The 17,631-nt window shown below is 71.1% G+C and carries 17 protein-coding genes and 2 pseudogenes; 12 read left to right on the top strand and 7 right to left on the bottom strand.

Going from position 1 to position 17,631, the window contains the following annotated elements; all coding sequences use genetic code 11:
• Positions 1-192: 192 nt before the first annotated feature.
• The 3 genes and pseudogenes from ABD329_RS04655 to ABD329_RS48155 form a co-directional block, all read left to right on the top strand.
• Positions 193-540 (top strand): response regulator, encoded by a 348-nt coding sequence (locus ABD329_RS04655; RefSeq protein WP_198278947.1) that lies wholly within the window; start codon positions 193-195, stop codon positions 538-540.
• Positions 541-548: 8 nt separating this feature from the next.
• Positions 549-1,808: a glycoside hydrolase family 5 protein gene (locus tag ABD329_RS04650; protein ID WP_246618701.1), complete on the top strand. Its 1,260-nt coding sequence runs from the start codon at positions 549-551 to the stop codon at positions 1,806-1,808.
• A gap of 233 nt (positions 1,809-2,041) precedes the next feature.
• Positions 2,042-2,449, top strand: a pseudogene (locus tag ABD329_RS48155) (signal peptidase II); the annotation flags it as partial.
• Positions 2,450-2,603: 154 nt separating this feature from the next.
• Here ABD329_RS48155 and ABD329_RS04640 read toward each other — a convergent pair.
• The 6 genes from ABD329_RS04640 to ABD329_RS04615 form a co-directional block, all read right to left on the bottom strand.
• A complete protein-coding gene (locus tag ABD329_RS04640) occupies positions 2,604-3,083 on the bottom strand; it encodes an anti-sigma factor family protein (protein ID WP_198278089.1) in 480 nt (159 codons plus the stop codon).
• Positions 3,080-3,625, bottom strand: coding sequence for an RNA polymerase sigma factor (locus ABD329_RS04635; RefSeq protein WP_037955421.1), 546 nt, complete (start codon positions 3,623-3,625; stop codon positions 3,080-3,082). Before ABD329_RS04635 ends, ABD329_RS04640 begins: the two co-directional genes overlap by 4 nt.
• A 133-nt stretch (positions 3,626-3,758) precedes the next feature.
• Complete coding sequence (locus ABD329_RS04630; protein ID WP_198278088.1) at positions 3,759-4,571, bottom strand: zf-HC2 domain-containing protein; 813 nt, start codon at positions 4,569-4,571, stop codon at positions 3,759-3,761.
• A complete protein-coding gene (locus tag ABD329_RS04625) occupies positions 4,568-5,164 on the bottom strand; it encodes a sigma-70 family RNA polymerase sigma factor (RefSeq protein WP_075200395.1) in 597 nt (198 codons plus the stop codon). Before ABD329_RS04625 ends, ABD329_RS04630 begins: the two co-directional genes overlap by 4 nt.
• 175 nt (positions 5,165-5,339) lie before the next feature.
• On the bottom strand, positions 5,340-6,386 hold the full coding sequence (locus tag ABD329_RS04620; protein ID WP_198278087.1) for a rod shape-determining protein: 1,047 nt from the start codon (positions 6,384-6,386) through the stop codon (positions 5,340-5,342).
• Between the two features lie 189 nt (positions 6,387-6,575).
• Positions 6,576-8,264 (bottom strand): bifunctional 3'-5' exonuclease/DNA polymerase, encoded by a 1,689-nt coding sequence (locus tag ABD329_RS04615; RefSeq protein WP_198278086.1) that lies wholly within the window; start codon positions 8,262-8,264, stop codon positions 6,576-6,578.
• Between the two features lie 334 nt (positions 8,265-8,598).
• On the opposite strand from ABD329_RS04615, the gene ABD329_RS04610 reads away from it, so the two are divergent.
• Both ABD329_RS04610 and ABD329_RS04605 read left to right on the top strand, forming a co-directional pair.
• Entirely contained in the window at positions 8,599-8,832 is a 234-nt protein-coding gene (locus ABD329_RS04610; RefSeq protein ID WP_230992276.1) for a DUF397 domain-containing protein, read from the top strand.
• A 62-nt stretch (positions 8,833-8,894) separates the two neighbouring features.
• Positions 8,895-10,046, top strand: coding sequence for a site-2 protease family protein (locus ABD329_RS04605; RefSeq protein ID WP_198278084.1), 1,152 nt, complete (start codon positions 8,895-8,897; stop codon positions 10,044-10,046).
• Between the two features lie 32 nt (positions 10,047-10,078).
• On the opposite strand, the gene ABD329_RS04600 is transcribed toward ABD329_RS04605, so the two are convergent.
• The gene (locus ABD329_RS04600) at positions 10,079-10,567 is read right to left on the bottom strand and encodes an ATP-binding protein (RefSeq protein WP_198278083.1); all 489 of its coding nucleotides are present in this window, start codon (positions 10,565-10,567) and stop codon (positions 10,079-10,081) included.
• A 306-nt stretch (positions 10,568-10,873) separates the two neighbouring features.
• Between ABD329_RS04600 and ABD329_RS04595 the strand changes: the two genes are divergently transcribed.
• The 7 genes and pseudogenes from ABD329_RS04595 to ABD329_RS04565 form a co-directional block, all read left to right on the top strand.
• Positions 10,874-11,737, top strand: coding sequence for a helix-turn-helix domain-containing protein (locus ABD329_RS04595; protein WP_198278082.1), 864 nt, complete (start codon positions 10,874-10,876; stop codon positions 11,735-11,737).
• A 90-nt stretch (positions 11,738-11,827) separates the two neighbouring features.
• A complete protein-coding gene (locus ABD329_RS04590; protein ID WP_198278081.1) occupies positions 11,828-13,285 on the top strand; it encodes an aldehyde dehydrogenase family protein in 1,458 nt (485 codons plus the stop codon).
• Positions 13,286-13,393: 108 nt separating this feature from the next.
• Positions 13,394-13,960 (top strand): DinB family protein, encoded by a 567-nt coding sequence (locus tag ABD329_RS04585; protein ID WP_198278080.1) that lies wholly within the window; start codon positions 13,394-13,396, stop codon positions 13,958-13,960.
• A 108-nt stretch (positions 13,961-14,068) separates the two neighbouring features.
• Positions 14,069-14,701, top strand: a complete 633-nt coding sequence (locus tag ABD329_RS04580; RefSeq protein WP_198278079.1) for a PadR family transcriptional regulator — start codon at positions 14,069-14,071, stop codon at positions 14,699-14,701.
• A gap of 149 nt (positions 14,702-14,850) precedes the next feature.
• Positions 14,851-15,834: an ATP-binding cassette domain-containing protein gene (locus ABD329_RS04575; RefSeq protein ID WP_198278078.1), complete on the top strand. Its 984-nt coding sequence runs from the start codon at positions 14,851-14,853 to the stop codon at positions 15,832-15,834.
• A complete protein-coding gene (locus ABD329_RS04570; protein ID WP_198278077.1) occupies positions 15,831-16,616 on the top strand; it encodes an ABC transporter permease in 786 nt (261 codons plus the stop codon). Before ABD329_RS04575 ends, ABD329_RS04570 begins: the two co-directional genes overlap by 4 nt.
• A 75-nt stretch (positions 16,617-16,691) precedes the next feature.
• Positions 16,692-17,631, top strand: a pseudogene (locus ABD329_RS04565) (hypothetical protein); the annotation flags it as partial.

Below are 17,631 nucleotides of genomic sequence, written 5' to 3'. Positions count from 1 at the left end.
AACGGACATAACCCCTATAAAACGGCCGAATTCCTCTACCTCAACTGAGGTAGGCGGAATTCGGCCGTTTGGTGTGCCCGGAATTCCCGCAATTGAGGTACGCAGATTTCAGCCAGGCGTACGGCGATTCCGACCGTGGTCACTCCCTAATGTCGAGAAGCGAAAGGACAAGCCCCGAAGGAGCTCCAATCGATGCACAGAGTTCTCGTCGTGGAGCACCACCCACTGGTGTTGAGTGCTCTCGCCGATCTCGTTGTCGAGGAGCCCGGACTGGAGCTATCCGGAATTGCAGGATCGGCCCGGGAGGCAATTTCCCTGGCCCATCACATGCAGCCGGATGTGGTGCTGATCGACGTGGATGAGCCCAGCTGGCAAGCGCAGCGGTTGGTCCGCCTGATCGGCGAACTCCTACCGTCCGCGCGGATTGTCCGGCTGACCGCAGTCTCCGACCCGCAGATGGAATGTCTGGAATCTCCGACGAACAACCCCAGCGTCCTGAAAACCGCAGTACCCGATTTGCTCAGGAGCATCTCCGAATGAATTCCCCCATGGACCAGAACAACGCCCCGACCACCGAGACCAAGCGTGCGCCGCGCTCGCAGCGTCTCCGCTTCGGTATCGCCGCGGCCGTCGTCGCTGCTGCTGCCGTGGGTGGCACGGTCACCGCTTTCGCGGTGAACAACTCCGATGGCCAGTCGGCCACCACCACCACCTCCGCCGCCAAGGCATCCGGCGCGGGCGCCGAAGGCCCCCTGTCCACCAAGAAGGGCGACATCGTCGACTCCGACGGTAAGAAGGTCGTCCTGACCGGTGTGAACTGGTTCGGCTTCGAGACCGGCACCTACGCGCCGCACGGCCTGTGGACCCGTAACTGGGAGTCCATGCTGGACCAGATGGCCAAGCAGGGCTTCAACACGATGCGTCTGCCGTACGCGAACGACATGTTCAAGTCGTCCGCCAAGCCCGACGGCATCGACTACCACAAGAACCCCGATCTGAAGGGCCTCACCCCCCAGCAGATCATGGACAAGATCGTCAAGGGTGCCACCGACCGTGGTATCCGGGTGATCCTGGACCAGCACCGTCCGGACCAGTACGGCCAGAGTGAGCTGTGGCACTCCCAGAGCCTCTCCGAGAAGCAGTGGATGGACGACTGGGTCAAGCTGGCCAAGCGGTACAAGAACAACGACCGGGTGATCGGCGCCGACCTGCACAATGAGCCGCGTGGCCAGGCCACGTGGGGCGACGGCAACCCGAAGACCGACTGGCAGCTGGCGGCCACCAAGGCCGGTAACGCGATCCACAAGGTCAACAAGAACTGGCTGATCTTCGTCGAGGGTACGGACCGCCACAAGAACGAGCAGTTCTGGTGGGGCGGTGACCTCCAGGGTGTGAAGAAGCACCCGGTGAAGCTCAACGAGCCGAACAAGGTCGTCTACTCGGCCCACGACTACGGTCCGGGCGTCTACAACCAGAACTGGTTCATGGCGAAGGACTTCCCGAAGAACATGCCGGCCATCTGGGAGAAGCACTGGGCGTACATCAAGAAGCAGAACATCGCCCCGCTGCTGCTCGGTGAGTTCGGCGGTAAGAAGACCGCCGGTAAGAGCTCCGAGGCCGTCTGGCAGAACGCCCTGATGGACTACCTCAAGAAGCACCAGATCAGCTACACCTACTGGACCTGGAACCCGGACTCGGGTGACACCGGCGGTGTGCTGAAGAACGACTGGAAGACGATCGACAAGAACAAGATGAAGATGCTGGCCAAGTACCAGACGCCGCTCCTGGAGGCGAAGAAGGGGAAGTAAGTCGGAGTAACCCCTTCGGTACACCGCCGATGACCACATAGCTGATCACGGCGTTGGCAAGCAGCGAGGGCCCGCAGGCAGTGCCGCCTGCGGGCCCTCGTCTTTTCTCGCCCGGTGCCCGTTCGCTCCGGATTCGTTCCGCCGGAAGGGAAGCGGGGCGGCCGCCCGGCGGGTTTCCTTCCCGGGCCGCGGACCGCGCCCGCGGACCGGCCCCCCCACCCCCAGGGAGGCCGATGATGAAGCCCCATCCGGCGACCGGCCGGCTGCTCTTCCCCCTGGTCGCGCTCGCCGTGATCGTGGCCGATCAGCTGAGCAAGGCGATGGCGCTGGCCGCCTGGAGCGGCACCGCGGGGCCGCAGGCCCGGTTCGGGCCGTTCTGCGCGCTGCTGGTGCGCAACACCGGGGTGGCCTTCGGCCTGGGCCAGAGCCGCCCCGCGCTGATCGTGGTGATCACGCTCGCGGGCGCGGTGGCCACGCTGGGCGCGGCCGGTGCCGGGCTGCGGGTACGCGGCCGGGGCGCGGCGCTGGGCCTGGGGTTGATCGCGGGGGGAGCGATGGGCAACGGCGCCGACCGGATGATCCGGTCGCCCGGCCCGCTGCGCGGCGCCGTCATCGACTGGATCACGCTGGATGCCCGCGGGCCGGTCTTCAACCTCGCCGACGTCGCCCTGATCAGCGGAACCCTGCTCACCGCGGCCCTGCTGCTGCGCAGACCCGCGCGGGTACGCGAGCGGGTCGCCGCGCTGCCCGGGGCGGGCGCGAGCGGTCCGGGCGCGGGGCTTGATCCGCTGGCCGTCAGCCTCCCGCCTTGTGCACCGCGCCCTGATCGGCGTCCCGATCCGCCCCCGGCGCCGTCCCGGGAACCGTCTCGGTCTCCATCGCCTCGGCCGGCATGGCCTCGTTCGGCATCGCCTCCGGCGGCACCGTCTCCGTCCCCGGGATCGGCTCCTGCGGCGCCCCCTCCGCCCCCGGCTCCCGGCTCTCCCGCTCCGCGAGGGACTCCGCGAAGTCCCTGAGCCGGTCAAGCACCGCCTCGTCGATCGTCGCGCGGGCGGCCAGCGCCTCGCTGATCCGCTGGTAGACGGCGAGCTCCCGGGCGCAGCGGTGGCACTCGGCCACATGGGTGCGCACCCGGGCCGCGGCCGGGGCGTCCAGCTCCCCGTCCAGATACGACTGGAGCATCGGGGCGCCCAGGGGACATCGTGTGGTCCGGAGCCGTCCGGCGGTCCGCGTGGTCCCCGTGGTGCGCGTCCGCCACCATGTCCATCTGCTCATGCGCCACCTCGCTCCGATTCCACTCCCGCGGCCAGCAGCTGGTTCCGGATCCGCTTGCGCGCCCGGTGCAGCCTGCTCATCACCGTCCCCTTGGGGACGTCCAGCACCTGTGCGGCCTCCGCGTACGACAGTCCGTCCACATGCACCAGCCGCACCACCTGCTGGTCCCGCAGCGGAAGCGCCGTGAACGCGGCGTCCACGGCCTCGTCGAACGTCGTGTCCACCACCAGCTCCTCCGGCGTCGCGTCCCGGGCCGGGACCAGCCGCTCCAGCTCCGTGTCCGGATCGTCGAGCAGCCGGGGCCGGCGCTGGCGGCGCCGGCTGACCTCCGCATGCCGCATGATCGTCAGCAGCCAGGCCCGTGGATGTCTCCCGTCAAAACGGCCGACTGCCCGGTACGCCCGTAGTAACGTGTCCTGCACGAGATCCTCGGCGTCGGCTCGCTGGGTGGTCAGTGACATGGCCACGCGCAGCAGCACCTCGACCTCGGGCAGCACATACTGAGCGAACATGCGCTGCTGATGGGCGTCCGGGTCAGCCACGGGGTGCCTCCTCGGATCCGGATCCCCCGGGGACGCGGAGCACGACATATCACACTCTGTGTAACATCTCGCTCACCACGCCGCATGGGTTGATCGGCGATCCGAGTGGCGGGTCGGACGTTCGGGTGGCAGGTCAGACGTTCAGGGAGACCAGGCGCTTTCCGTCGGTCGTACGGACCTCGAAGCGTTCGATGTCGGAGCGCTTCATGCCCGCGCCGCCGTGCGCCCACAGCGGACCTCTCGCCTCCGCCTTGGGGCTGTCCTCGATCCCGTAGCCCCACTCGGGCACGGACCAGGTCATCATCGTCTGCTCATGGCCGTTCTTGGAGACCGCGATCAGGCTACAGTCCAGCGGGCCCTTGAGGTTCTTCAGCCGGAGGATGGCGTCGGTGCCCCACATCTTGTCCTCCAGCGCGACGGCCGCGTTCACCTTGGTGTCCGGGTCGGTGCCCTGCACCTTGTCGGGCATTCCGGCGAAGAGGACGCTCTCGCTGGGGGCGGCCGTGACGGAGCTGTCCGAGCCGCCGGAGGTGACCGCGATCGTGCCGACCGGGCCGCCGACGATCAGTACGGCCGCCGCCGCGACCAGGTAGAGACCGCGCCGCCGCCGCTTGGCGCGGGACGCGGCGACCTCGCCGACCATGCGGTTGAACAGGGCCGGACCTGGGCGCGCGGTGAGGGTCTCGATCGCGTTGGGAGTGGCGCTGAAGGCATGCGGAGTGTGACCCGTGAGCTGGGTCCGCCCGGGGCTGCCGTGGATCCCGGGGACGTCGGCGGCCAGATCGGCCAGCAGCGGTTCCAGTCCGGTCAGCTCGTCCAGCTGACGTCCGCACTGGTCGCAGCCGGCCAGATGCTCCTCGAAATAGGTGGCGTCCGCCTCGTCGAGCACGCCGAGCACATACGCGCCAACGGCGTCATGTCCCGGATGGTGCGTCTGCGCTGTCATGCCGTTACTCCTCTCTCCTCGAGCGCGAGCTTCATCGAGCGCAGCGCGTAGAAGACCCGGGACCGTACCGTCCCGCTGGGTATGCCGAGGGTCTGGGCCGCCTCGTTGACGGTCCGCCCCTTGAAGTAGGTCTCGACCAGCACCTCGCGGTGGGCGTCGCTGAGGTCCTGCATCGCGTCGGTCAGGGTCATGAGCCGCAGTGCACGGTCGATCTCGTCCTCCGCGGGCATGAGTTCCAACGGGGAGGGGTCGACCTCCTGCGGCCGGGCCTGCCGGCTGCGGTGTCCGTCGATCACGATCCGCCGGGCGACGGTGACCAGCCAGGGCCGGATGGAGCCGGTGGCCCGGGACAGCTGGTCGGCGTTGCGCCAGGCGCGCACCAGGGTCTCCTGGACGACGTCCTCCGCGCGGTGCCGGTCGCCCGCGACCAGTCGCAGTACGAACGCGAGCAACGGCCCGGCGTGCTCCTGGTAGAGCGCGCGCATGAGTTGCTCGTCCGGCGTACCACGCCTGGATCTTGACGGACGCTCATCGGCCACGGCGGCGTCGTCGTGCACCTGAACCTCCAGGACCTGACCTGAGTTGGACAACATCAACGGACGACTCCCGGTCTGAGCCCCGGGGGGGATCGGCGGCCATGTCGGCCTCTTCCCCCTTCACTACGCATGGGGGGAGGCAGCCGCTCAACGCGTCACGAAGAATTTCCGATCAGAGGTCAGGGGTCAGGGGCCAGGGGGGCAGGTGTCAGGGGCCGGCGGCCAGAGGCGGTCAGGAGACCATCGCGTCCAGCAGCAGGGGCTGCACCTTGCCGTCGAGCATCGCGCCGAGCCCCTCGACCGCGCAGACGTCGGGGTGGTCGGCGATGTTCAGCGGCATCCCGGTGGCCTCGCGCAGCATCGTGTCGAACCCGGGCAGCACCGCGCTGCCGCCCGCCAGCATGATGCCGCGGTCGGCGAGGTCGGCCACCAGATCGGGCGGACAGCGGCGCAGCACCGAGCCGATGGCGTCCAGCACCCCGGTGAGCGGGGTGCGGATGGCGGCCCGTACGCCCTCGACGTCGATCCGTACGGTCCGGGCGAGCCCGGTGGCCACGTCCCGGCCGTGCACCTCGGTGCTCTGTACGGCCGGGACGCCGTCCGCGCCGCCCGCGCTGTCCTTGACGATCAGGTGCAGCGGGCGGACGGCCTGGCTGGGCAGCATCAGCGCGTGCTCGTTGCGCAGATGCTGGACGACGGCGTGGTCCACGGTCTCGCCGCCCACCGGCACCCGCTCGGCGGCCACGATCGAGCCCAGCGACAGGACCGCGACCTGGGTGGTGGCCGCGCCGCACACCACGATCATCGTCGCCTCGGGCCGCTCCACCGGAAGACCGCAGCCCACGGCGGCGGCGATCAGGGCGTCCACCAGCTCGACCCGCTTGGCGCCGATACCGGTGAGCGTCTCCACGGCGGCGCGCTGGGCGAGCGGGTCGGCGTCGTGCTGCACGCAGACGGCGGCGCTCACCAGCGGGCGGCGCCGCCAGGCGCGGCGCAGCTTGTTGCCCAGCAGCAGCCGCAGCATCCGCTGGGCCATCTCGATGTCCACGACGGTCCCGTTGGAGACCGGCCGGACCACCCGGATGTGCGCGGGCGTCCGCCCGGTCATCCGCTGCGCCAGCGTGCCGACCGCGATCAGCCCGCCGGTGTGGGTGTTCACGGCGGCCACGGTGGGTTCGTCGACGATGAGCCCGGTGCGCCTGAGGTAGACGCGCGTCCTGGCCGCGCCGAGGTCGACGGCGATGGAGCAGCGGCGCAGTGCCTCGAGGCTGATGGTCATGGCAGGTCTCCCCTGTGGGCGGTGTGGCGGGCCGCCGCCCGGCGGCCCTCCGCTCTCATCGTGTGGGGACGATCAGGCCCGCTGCCCGTGGGGCTGAGCCGGTCGGGGGAGGCGGCCACCACTTCCGGGCGCCCACTTCCGGGCACTCACTTCCGGGCACCCACCTCCGGGCACTCACTTCCGGGCCGCCTACTTCGCGTCCGCGTAGCACTCCACCGCCGCCATGGTGAAGGGGAACCGCACCGGGGTCGCTCCGAAGGCGATCCGGCCGGCCGTCCCGCCCGCCTCGGCGATCGCCTCCCGGACCGCGTCGGCCTCCGCCTCGGGGCAGTGCACGATCACCTCGTCGTGCTGGAAGAAGACGATCTCCGCGCGCAGCCCCGCGCCGCTCAGCGACCGCCGCAGCGCGGCGAGCATCAGCAGGGCCCAGTCGGCGGCGCTGCCCTGCACCACGAAGTTCCGGGTGAAGCGGCCCCGGGCGCGGGCGCTCGCCGTGCTGCCGTACGACGGCTCCTCCTGGTCCCGCGGCAGCCCCGCCTCGTCGGCCGTCTCCTCGGCGAGCCCGCCCGCGGGCGGGCAGGTGCGGCCCAGCCAGGTGCGCACCAGCCGGCCCTCCTCACCCGCGCGGGCCGCCTCGTCCACATACGCCACCGCCGCCGGGAAGCGCCGCCGCAGGGCCGCGAGGTGCTTCAGGCCGTCGCCGGAGGTCTGGCCGTAGACCGCGCCCAGCAGCGCCAGCTTGGCCTGGTCGCGCCGGCCCGAGAAGGCGCGGTCGGACAGCGTCGCGTACAGGTCCCGGCCGCTGCCCGCGACCTCCATCAGCCCGGGGTCGCGGGAGATCGCGGCGAGCACCCGGGGCTCCATCTGGTCGGCGTCGGCCACCACCAGCCGCCACCCCGGATCGGCCACCACCGCGCGCCGCACCACCTTGGGGATCTGGAGCGCCCCGCCGCCATTGGTGGTCCAGCGGCCGGAGACGGTGCCGCCGGGCAGGTACTCGGGGCGGAAACGGCCTTCGCGCACCCAGGACTGGAGCCAGGACCAGCCATGGGCGGTGTGCAGCCGGTAGAGCTTCTTGTAGCGCAGCAGCGGCTCCACGGCGGGGTGGTCGATCCGCTCCAGCTCCCAGGCGCGGGTCGAGCCGAGGGCGATGCCCGCGCGGGCGAACGCCTTGACGACCTCGGCGGGCAGATCGGGCCGCACCCGGGTGCCGAAGGCGCGCGAGACCTCGTCGGCCAGCTCGGCCAGGCGCCGCGGCTCCAGACCGCCCGGATAGCGCTCGCCGAGCAGCTCGTCCAGCAGCTCCCGGTGGCGGTCGGCGCGCCAGGGCACCCCGGCGCGCCGCATCTCGGCGGCGATCAGCATCCCGGCCGACTCGGCCGCGGTGAGCAGCCGCATCCGGTCCGGGTGCTCGGCCGCGTCCGTACGGACCAGCTGGTCCGCGTACACCTCGAGCAGCGCGTCCAGCGGATCGGTGCCCGGCGGCAGCGGCGGCGGACCGGGCTCGAACAGCGACGGCTGGCCCCCGGTCGCCCGGGGCGGCGGATCCTCGGGGACGGGCAGCCCGCGCAGCCGCGCCCGGGCGGCGGCGAGCGAACGCGGTGCGCCCGAGCGCCCCTCATGGCCGAGGAGCAGCGCCTCGGCCGCCTCGATGTCATAGGCCCGCTCCACCCGGACCCCGGCCGCCAGCAGCCGTGGATAGACCTCGGCGGTGGACCGCCACACCCACCGGTCGGCCTCGGGGCGGGACCGCACGGCCTCGGCGATCCCGCCCTGCTCCGCCGTGACCTCGACGACCGGTCCGGCGGCCTTTCCCGCGGGGTCGAGCGGGCAGAGACGAACACCCCCGTGATCCGTCTCCGCCGCCGCCCATCTCATGCCCGGGATTCTGGCAGGGGGGTATGACAACGTCCCGATGACAGCGCTTTCGACGACGAGGCTCCGATGTCCGAGGCCCGCTCAACCCGGAGGGGGACCCGGACGTCATTCATGACGACTGCTCTTCTTCACTCCGGGCAGAAGATCCCGGGTGTCGGGTGATCATGCCGATACGCATGGTGCACGTGCATCTGCTTGTGCATCTACCTGCGCATACGCAGATGCATTTGCCCATGCATTCGCAAAGGAACGGAGCTATGATCCCGGACAGTTGACAGCTGCACGCATGCACGAACAGTGGAGAAGCCCTGTGCGCGACCACCCCTACAACGGCATGGCGGCCGCGGACCTCCGGGGAGTCGTCTGGCAGAAGAGCAGACACAGCAACTCCCAGGGGTCGTGTGTCGAGTTCGCCAAGCTGCCCGGTGGGAACGTGGCCGTACGCAACTCCCGGTTCCCCGACGGACCGGCGCTGATCTACACCCCGGCCGAGGTCGAGGCGATGCTGCTCGGGGCCAAGGACGGCGAGTTCGACCATCTGGCGCACGATCCGGCAGGTCTGGGCTGATCGCCGCGGACGCGCGACACTGGTAGTGGCGATCGGGGGGACTCGACCCATGTGAGACGGCGATGAACGGCTCGGTCCGCGTCGGACGTGTACTCGGGGTACCACTGCGGATGCACTGGAGCGTCCCGGTGCTGATCGTGCTGCTCGCCTACGGGCTCGGCCACGAGACGCTGCCCGCGTGGACCCCGGGCCGGACCGGCGCCGTCTACGCCGTCGCCAGCGTCGTCGGCGCCGTGCTGCTGATGGGCAGCCTGCTGCTGCACGAGACCGCGCACGCGGTCGCCGCCCGCAGAAGGGGCGTCTCGGTGGAGGACGTGACGCTCTGGGCGCTTGGCGGCATGACCAAGATGGGACGGCCCCGCACCGCCGGGGTCGCGTTCTGGGTGGCCGTCATCGGACCGCTCACCAGCCTGGTCATCGGCGGTGTCGCGGTCGGCGCGGGGATCGGGGTGCACACGCTCACCGGGTGGGGAGTGCCCACGGCCGTGCTGATCTGGCTGGGCTGGGCCAATCTGCTGCTGGGCGTCTTCAATCTGCTGCCCGCCGCGCCGCTGGACGGCGGACGGGTGGTGCAGGCCGTGATCTGGTGGCGCACCGGGGACCGGGAGCGCGCCGAGCGGGCGGCGGGGCGCAGCGGCCAGATCCTCGGCGTGCTGCTCATCGCCGCCGGCTGGATCTCCTTCCTGCGCGGGAACAACGGCGGGCTGTGGCTCTCGCTCATCGGCCTCTTCATGGTGATCATCGCCAACGCGGAGCGGCAGCGGGCCGGGGTCAACACGGCGCTGCGCGGGGTGCGGGTGGCGGACGCGATGTCGGCGCCGGTGGCCGCCGGGGCCGACTGGCTGACCGTGGACCGGTTCATCGACGAGGTGGCGGCCCACGCCCGGCATTCGGCGATGCCGCTGCTGGACTTCGAGGGACGGCCCAGCGGGCTCGTCCAGCTGCGCGCGCTCGCGGCGGTGCCGGCCGAGGCGCGGGAGGAGCGGCGGGTGCGCGATGTGGCGACACCGCTGGCGCGGTGCACCGTGGCCGAGCCCGGTGAGCTGCTGAGCGAGGTACTGGAGCGGGCGCGTCCGGGTGGCGGCGCGCTGCCGGTGCTGGTGGTGGACCACGGGCAGTTGGAGGGGATCGTCACGATGCACGATGTGAACCGGCTCTTCCAGCTGCACGGCCTGGGCATCACCACGGCCCCGCCGGAGTCCACCCGCCCGTGAGGGAGCGCCCGAGACGGGCGGTCCGCGTATGCCTACGCGTCGGGGAGCCGGAAGACGGCCCAGACGATCTTGCCGCGCGGGGTGCCCGCCAGCGGCTGCCAGCCCCAGCCGTCCGTGAAGGACTCCACCAGATGGAGCCCGCGCCCGGACTCCTCGCCGCAGCCCGCCTCACCGGCCACCGGCCCCACCTCGCTGGGGTCGCGTACGGCGCACACCAGCCGTGAGGGGCCGCGCATCAGATGGAGCCGCACCGGCCGCTCCGGCTCACCGGTCGCCGCGGTGCCGGACAGGGCGTGCCGGAGGGCGTTGGTGACCAGTTCGGAGACGACGAGCGCCACTTCGTCGAGGAGTTCGGGGATGTTCCACTGCCGCAGGGTGGAGCCGGTGAACTGCCGGGCCCCCTTGACCGCTTCATAACGGGCGGGCAGGGCGCAGGAGACGGATCCGGAGACGGCGGCGGGATCGATGGCGGCAAGCCCTTGCCACAAGGGTTCCAGCAGGGTCGAACCTTCGCTCCCCATGCGAGCACTCCTGCATCCGTGGCCGTGACGAACTCTGGCCAGATTTCGTACCAGCTAGCACGTGCGCACACCCTATGGTTCCGAATGCGCACGTCAGATGCAAGGGCAAATGCACGTGCACGCGGGCCGGTTGGTCCGATCCGCCGGGTTTTGCTCGGATTTCTGACTCCGTACACTGGCGTGCATCGTCGGGTTGAGTAACGACGCGCCTACGGCGTGAAGCCCGATCAGTGGCAGACTTCGCCCTCAGGGGCTGCGGGGGGCGCCGTTCGCAAGGATGCTTTCCGTACAGGGAGGATCGCGGAAATGGCCGCAGGCGAGTCGAGTGGATCGGTGGTGCGCCGCATCCTCCTGGGCTCTCAACTCAGGCGGTTGCGCGAGGACCGCGGCATCACCCGCGAGGCGGCGGGCTATTCGATCCGGGCTTCCGAATCCAAGATCAGCCGGATGGAGTTGGGCCGGGTGAGCTTCAAGGCGCGGGACGTCGAGGATCTGCTGACGCTGTACGGAGTCACCGACGACGCGGAGCGCGGGGCACTGCTCGGGCTCGCCCGCGAGGCCAATGTCGCCGGATGGTGGCACAGCTACGGCGATGTACTCCCCGGCTGGTTCCAGACCTATGTCGGCCTGGAGGGCGCCGCCTCCGACATCGCCTGCTACGAGGTGCAGTTCATCCACGGTCTGCTCCAGACCGAGGGCTACGCCCACGCCGTGGTCACCCGCGGTCAGCCGCAGGCGTGCTCGGACGAGGTGGACCGGCGGGTGGCGCTGCGGCTGGAGCGGCAGAAGCTGCTGGTCTCCGAGCGCGCCCCGGCGTTCCATGTGGTCCTGGACGAGGCCGCGCTGCACCGTCCGTACGGCGGGCGCGAGGTGATGTCCGCGCAGCTGCGCCATCTGGTCACCGTCTCCGAGCAGCAGAACGTGACGCTCCAGGTGATGCCGTTCTCCTTCGGCGGGCACGCGGGGGAGAGCGGGGCGTTCACCCGGCTGCGCTTCCCGGAGTCCGACCTCCCGGACATCGTCTATCTGGAGCAGCTCACCAGCGCGCTCTATCTGGACAAGCGCGATGAAGTCTCGCAGTACGAGCGGGTGTTGGAGCGGCTCCGCGCGGACAGCCTCTCCCCCGAGGAGAGCCGGGAATTGCTCCGGGGGCTCCTTCGCGAAGCCTGACCCGTCAGTAGGATGACGTCCTGTCAGGAATACCCCCCACATGTGCGCGGCTGTCGGGGACCGGCACCGCGTCCTGAAGATAGGGATGGCATGTCCTACTTCTCCGAGTTGGCCCTTCAGTTCATCGACGGCGAGTGGCGCGGCGGAAGCGGTTCCTGGGACATCGTCGACTTCAACCCCTACAACGGGGAGAAGCTGGCCTCCATCACCGTGGCGACCGTCGAGGAGGTGGACCTGGCCTACCGGGCGGCCGAGCGGGCACAGCCGGAGTGGGGCGCCACCAACCCCTACGCCCGGCGGGCGGTGTTCGAGCGGGCGCTGCGGATCATCGAGGACCGGGAGAAGGAGCTCGCCGAGACGATCATCGCGGAGTGCGGCGGCACCCATGTGAAGGCGGGGTTCGAACTGCACCTCGCCAAGGAGTTCCTGCGCGAGGCGGTCCATCTGGCGCTGCGGCCCGAGGGCCGCATCCTGCCGTCGCCGGTGGACGGTAAGGAGAACCGCCTCTACCGGCTGCCGGTGGGCGTGGTCGGCGTCATCAGCCCGTTCAACTTCCCCTTCCTGCTGTCGCTGAAGTCGGTGGCCCCCGCGCTGGCCCTCGGCAACGCCGTCGTCCTCAAACCGCACCAGAACACCCCGGTCTGCGGCGGCGGTCTGGTCGCCAGGATCTTCGAGGAGGCGGGGCTGCCCGCCGGGCTGCTCAATGTCGTGGTCACCGACATCGCGGAGATCGGCGACGCCCTGATCGAGCACCCCATACCGAAGGTGATCTCCTTCACCGGCTCCGACAAGGTCGGCCGGCACGTCGCCACCGTGGCCGCCTCGCACTTCAAGCGCACGGTCCTGGAGCTGGGCGGCAACAGCGCGCTGGTCGTGCTGGCCGACGCCGACCTGGACTACGCGGTGGACGCGGCCGTCTTCAGCCGCTTCGTCCACCAGGGGCAGGTCTGCATGGCGGCCAACCGGGTGCTGGTGGACCGGGCGGTCGAGCGGGAGTTCACCGAGAAGTTCGTGGCCAAGGTGGAGACCCTGAAGGTGGGCGATCCGGTCGACCCCACCACCCATATCGGCCCGCTGATCAACGAGGGCCAGGCCGAGGCGATCACCCAGCTCGTCGACCAGACGATCGCCGAGGGCGCCACCGCGCTGGTGCGGGGACGGACCGAGGGCACCCTGATGGGGCCGACCGTGCTCAGCGGGGTCCCGGAGGGCTCGGCCATCCTCGGCCAGGAGATCTTCGGCCCGGTGGTGACGCTGATCCCGTTCGACGGCGACGACGAGGCCGTACGGATCGCCAATGACACGGACTACGGGCTCAGCGGGGCCGTGCACACCGCCGATGTCGAGCGCGGGGTGCGGTTCGCCCAGCGGATCCACACCGGCATGATCCATGTGAACGACAGCACGGTGCACGACGAGCCGATCGTGCCGTTCGGCGGGGAGAAGCACTCCGGTCTCGGGCGGCTCAACGGGGAGTCGATGATCGAGGACTTCACCACCACCAAGTGGATCTCCATCCAGCACGGCCGGAGCCAGTTCCCGTTCTGAGGAAGGAACGGTGGTGGCTCGCGGACAGAAGCTGACCGCGAGCCTCCATAACGTGGGGTTCATCGCAGGGCGCCGGACCCGGAGCCCTCCGGATGAGAGGCGGCGGCCATGCCCGTGATCGTGAACCCCGAGGCCTGTCAGAACGAGTGCGACGCGCTGCTCGCGTACCTGGAGGCACAGCGCGGCGGCATCCGTCGCTCGGTGCACGGCCTGACCGAGGAACAGGCCCGCAGCGCCCCCAGCGCGAGCGCGCTCTCGCCGGCCGGGGTGCTCAAGCACGTGGTCACGGGCGAGCGCGGCTGGCTGCGCGTCCTCCAGGGCAAGGCCGGGGACGCCAAGGACGAGATGGCCGAGTGGGAGCACACCTTCGAGCCCACCGAGGACGAGACGGTGGAGGCGCTGCTCGCCCTGTACGACGAGGTGGCGCGCGAGACCGAGGAGGCCGTACGGGCCCTGCCGTCGCTGGACGCGACGTTCGAGGCGATCCGGCTCCCCTGGGACGAGGGCGGCACCCGCACCTGGCGCTGGGCGGTTCTCCACCTGATCGAGGAGGTGGCCCGGCACGCCGGTCACGCCGACATCATCCGCGAGACGATCGACGGCAAGGGCGCCTTCGACCTCGTCTTCGAGACGGGGGCGATGCCGGAGCCCGACTGGTCCGTCCTGGAGCGGTGATCCGCCCGGTCCGCCGATCCCCTGGTGCCGCGTCAGTCAAGATTTGCCCTGACGCGGCACTAGCCTGGTCGTCGCGGGGGTCGGGACCAGGATGGAGACGAGCGGGCGATGTCAGCGATCCGGCTGCTGGTGCTGGGGGCCGTGCGCCAGCACGGGCGGGCGCACGGCTATCAGGTCCGTAATGACCTGGAGTTCTGGGGCGCGCACGAGTGGTCCAACGCCAAACCCGGGTCCATCTACCACGCGCTCAAGCAGATGGCGAAGCAGGGGCTGATGCGCGCGCACGATGTCGCGCCGAGCACGGTCGGCGGGCCGCCGCGCACCGAGTACGAGCTGACCGAGGCGGGCGAGGAGGAGTACTTCCGGCTGCTGCGGGAGGCCCTGCTGCGCCATGACCAGAAGATCGACGAGCTGACGGCCGGGGTGGGTTTCATCGTGGACCTGCCCCGGGACGAGGCGATCGCCCTGCTCAAGCGGCGGGTGGCGGCACTGGAGGAGTGGCGGGCCGAGGTGACCCGGCACTGGACGCCACCGGACGGCACCCCCGAGGAGTGGGGCCATATCGGCGAGATCATGAAGTTCTGGGTGCACTCCGCGGACAGCGGGGCGGAGTGGACCCGCGGACTGATCGAGCGGCTCGAGGGCGGGGCGTATGTGATGGCGGGCGAGGGGGAGCGCTCGGTCGAGGTACTGCCGGAAGGCGTCACCAACCCGTACGCCGAAGCGCCGGGCGCGGACTGAGGCACCACACCCTGCCGATCGAGGCGGCTGACGGTGGCTCTCTGCGTTAATCAAGTTTGACTAGCGCGGGTTCGGGCAGTACCTTCCGGCGTGCGTAGTCAAACTTGACTACGTGGTGCGGAGAAGAGCACGAGGGAGAGGGGAAGACCTTGGCCAGCAGCGATCCCGCGATCGTCGTCGAGGGGCTGCGGAAGACCTACGGGGACAAACGGGCCCTTGACGGACTCGACCTGACCGTCCCGCAGGGCACCGTGCACGCCGTGCTCGGCCCCAACGGCGCGGGCAAGACCACCTGCGTACGGATCCTGGCCACCCTGCTGCGGCACGACGGCGGCCGGGCCGAGGTCGCCGGGTACGACGTGGTGCGCGACCCCGACGAGGTCCGCTACCGGATCGGACTCGTCGGCCAGCACGCGGCGGTGGACGAGGAGCTGAGCGGACGGCAGAACCTGGAGATGTTCGGCCGCCTCTACCACCTGGGCGGCCGCCGGGCGGCGGCCCGCGCGGACGAACTGCTGGAGCGGTTCGGCCTCGCCGGAGCCGGTACCAAGGCGGTCAGCCGGTACAGCGGCGGGATGCGCCGCAGGCTGGACCTCGCGGCCAGCCTCATCATGCGGCCGCGGATCCTCTTCCTGGACGAGCCGACCACCGGGCTCGACCCCCGGGGCCGTACGGAGGTGTGGAACGCGGTCCGCTCGCTGGTGGACGGCGGTACGACCGTGCTGCTCACCACGCAGTACCTGGAGGAGGCGGACCAACTCGCCGACCGCGTCTGCGTGATCGACGGCGGGCGGGCCATCGCCGACGGGACCGCCGATGAGCTCAAGGCCCGGCTCGGCGGCGACCGGATCGAGGTGGTGCTGCGCGACGCGGGCCAACTGCCCGCCGCCGCCTCGGTCGTGACCGCGGCGACCGGCGCCGCGGAGGTCGAGAGCGACCCCGACCGGCGGCGGCTCGGCGCACGGGTCACCGACCGGGTGGCCGCGCTGACGGAGACCGTAAGGGCGCTGGCGGCGGCCGGGATCGAGGCGGAGGACATCGTGCTGCGCCGCCCGACGCTCGACGAGGTCTTTCTGCATCTGACCGGGGAGCCCGCCATGACGGACACCGCCGAGGAGGAGACCCTCGTATGACGACCGCGACCCTCATCGACTCCTGGACCATGACCCGCCGCGGACTCGCCCACTGGGCCCGGCAGCCCGTCCAGGTCGCCGTCCAACTGGTCTTCCCGGTCATGATGCTGGTGATGTTCGCCTACTTCCTCGGCGGCGGGATGACCGTCCCGGGCGGCGGCGACTACAAGGACTACCTGGTGCCGGGCACGTTCGCGCTCACCATGGTGTTCGGCCTCGAGGGGACGATGCTCGCCATCACCCAGGACCTCAACAAGGGCGTCATCGACCGCTTCCGCTCGATGCCGATGGCCCGCTCCGCGGTTCTGGTCGGGCGCAGCGTGCTGGACATGCTCCAGTCGGCGCTCGGTCTGCTCGTCCTCCTCGGGGTCGGGCTCGCGATGGGCTGGCGCTGGCACGGCGGGCTCGGCGACGCGCTGCTCGCCCTCGGGCTGCTGCTGTGGCTGCGCTTCGCGATGCTGTGGCTCGGCATCTTCCTGGGCATGGCCGCCGGGCGCCCCGAGATGGTGCAGGCCGTACAGATCCTGGTCTGGCCGTTGGGCTTTCTCTCCAACGTCTTCGCCTCGCCCGAGACCATGCCCGACTGGCTCGGCGCCCTCGCGGTCTGGAACCCGATGTCGGCGACGGCCACCGCGATCCGCGAGCTGTTCGGCGGACCCGGGGGCGGTGGCGGCTCCTGGGCGGCGGACCACGCCCAACTCCTCGCCGTCTGCTGGCCGCTGGCGCTGATCGCCGTCTTCCTCCCGGCCGCGGTGCGGCGTTACGGGCGGCTCAGCCGCTGACGGCGGCCCCCGGATCCGGATGCCGCGCCGGTCACACCCGCACCGGTCGTCGCCGGTTGCGGATACGGTGCAGGTATGGGGAACGACAGGTCGGGCACGGGGGCGGAGACGGTGAGCGGGCCCGGATACGCCCTGCTGCTCGCCGCCGGCCCGGTCGGCAAACAGCGCCTGATGGACGCGGCCGCCGCGCTGCCCCAGCTCGCCGCCGTGCCACCGGCGGCGCTGCTGGGCACGCCCGGCGGCGCCAGCGTCGTCCAACTCGTGGACCCGGTCGACCCGCAGACCGTACTGACGCATCTGCGGACCGCCGCCGCGCATCCGGGCCCGGTGCTGGTCCATCTCGCGGGCCAGCTCACCCTCGACGCCAAACAGCGGCTGCCGCACCTGGCGTTGGCCCGTACGACCCCGAGGACCGCCCGCTACACGGCGCTGCCCTGGCACTGGCTGGCCGCCGAGCTCGGCCGACGGCCGCCGGGCAGCACCGTCGTGGTCGCCGACCTGGTGGCCGACGAGACGGCCTGGCCACCGCTGAGCACCACCGGCCCGTCCGCCCTCGCGGCCGGACTGACCCTCTACGGCACGGTGGCACCCGCCCCGCCCAAGCGGCAGCTGGCCACGCCGGACTACAGCCGGGCGTTCGCCGGACTGCTGCGGTCCGCCGCCGAACGCCCACCACTCGCGCTACTGCACCAGCGCGCCGCCCTGGAGGCCGGGCTGGGCCCCGGCCCCGAACTGCTCCTGGACGGCCCCGGGCCGGACGAGGCGTACCCGGCCCCGGAGGCCGCCCCATGGGCTGCGCAGCCGGGGCAGAGCGCACCGCTCGGGCCGACCGGGGCAGCCGGAGCGACCGGGGCAGCCGGAGCGACCGGGGCAGCCGGAGCGAGCGAGCCGACCGAGCAGGCCGGGGTGGCCGGGCAAGCCGGGTCGACCGGGGCTACCGGGCCGACCGGGCACGCCATATCGGCTGAACAGACCGGAGAGCTCCGGCCGACCGGCCAGGCCGGGGCGGCCGGGC

Source organism: Streptomyces javensis (assembly GCF_039525925.1).
Lineage (GTDB): Bacteria > Actinomycetota > Actinomycetes > Streptomycetales > Streptomycetaceae > Streptomyces > Streptomyces asiaticus.
Note: the sequence above shows the minus strand (reverse complement) of the source record. Positions and strands in the feature narration are given on the sequence as shown.

Bases quoted from the DNA above. Each gene is read 5' to 3' on its own strand.
- ABD329_RS04610 (WP_230992276.1), top strand. From the start codon at position 8,599: ATGGCGGCCGCGGACCTCCGGGGAGTCGTCTGGCAGAAGAGCAGACAC.
- ABD329_RS04630 (WP_198278088.1), bottom strand. From the start codon at position 4,571: ATGACAGCGCAGACGCACCATCCGGGACATGACGCCGTTGGCGCGTAT.
- ABD329_RS04595 (WP_198278082.1), top strand. From the start codon at position 10,874: ATGGCCGCAGGCGAGTCGAGTGGATCGGTGGTGCGCCGCATCCTCCTG.
- ABD329_RS04625 (WP_075200395.1), bottom strand. From the start codon at position 5,164: ATGTTGTCCAACTCAGGTCAGGTCCTGGAGGTTCAGGTGCACGACGAC.
- ABD329_RS04590 (WP_198278081.1), top strand. From the start codon at position 11,828: ATGTCCTACTTCTCCGAGTTGGCCCTTCAGTTCATCGACGGCGAGTGG.
- ABD329_RS04600 (WP_198278083.1), bottom strand. From the start codon at position 10,567: ATGGGGAGCGAAGGTTCGACCCTGCTGGAACCCTTGTGGCAAGGGCTT.
- ABD329_RS04640 (WP_198278089.1), bottom strand. From the start codon at position 3,083: ATGAGCAGATGGACATGGTGGCGGACGCGCACCACGGGGACCACGCGG.
- ABD329_RS04620 (WP_198278087.1), bottom strand. From the start codon at position 6,386: ATGACCATCAGCCTCGAGGCACTGCGCCGCTGCTCCATCGCCGTCGAC.
- ABD329_RS04580 (WP_198278079.1), top strand. From the start codon at position 14,069: ATGTCAGCGATCCGGCTGCTGGTGCTGGGGGCCGTGCGCCAGCACGGG.
- ABD329_RS04570 (WP_198278077.1), top strand. From the start codon at position 15,831: ATGACGACCGCGACCCTCATCGACTCCTGGACCATGACCCGCCGCGGA.
- ABD329_RS04615 (WP_198278086.1), bottom strand. From the start codon at position 8,264: ATGAGATGGGCGGCGGCGGAGACGGATCACGGGGGTGTTCGTCTCTGC.
- ABD329_RS04650 (WP_246618701.1), top strand. From the start codon at position 549: ATGGACCAGAACAACGCCCCGACCACCGAGACCAAGCGTGCGCCGCGC.
- ABD329_RS04655 (WP_198278947.1), top strand. From the start codon at position 193: ATGCACAGAGTTCTCGTCGTGGAGCACCACCCACTGGTGTTGAGTGCT.
- ABD329_RS04605 (WP_198278084.1), top strand. From the start codon at position 8,895: ATGAACGGCTCGGTCCGCGTCGGACGTGTACTCGGGGTACCACTGCGG.
- ABD329_RS04585 (WP_198278080.1), top strand. From the start codon at position 13,394: ATGCCCGTGATCGTGAACCCCGAGGCCTGTCAGAACGAGTGCGACGCG.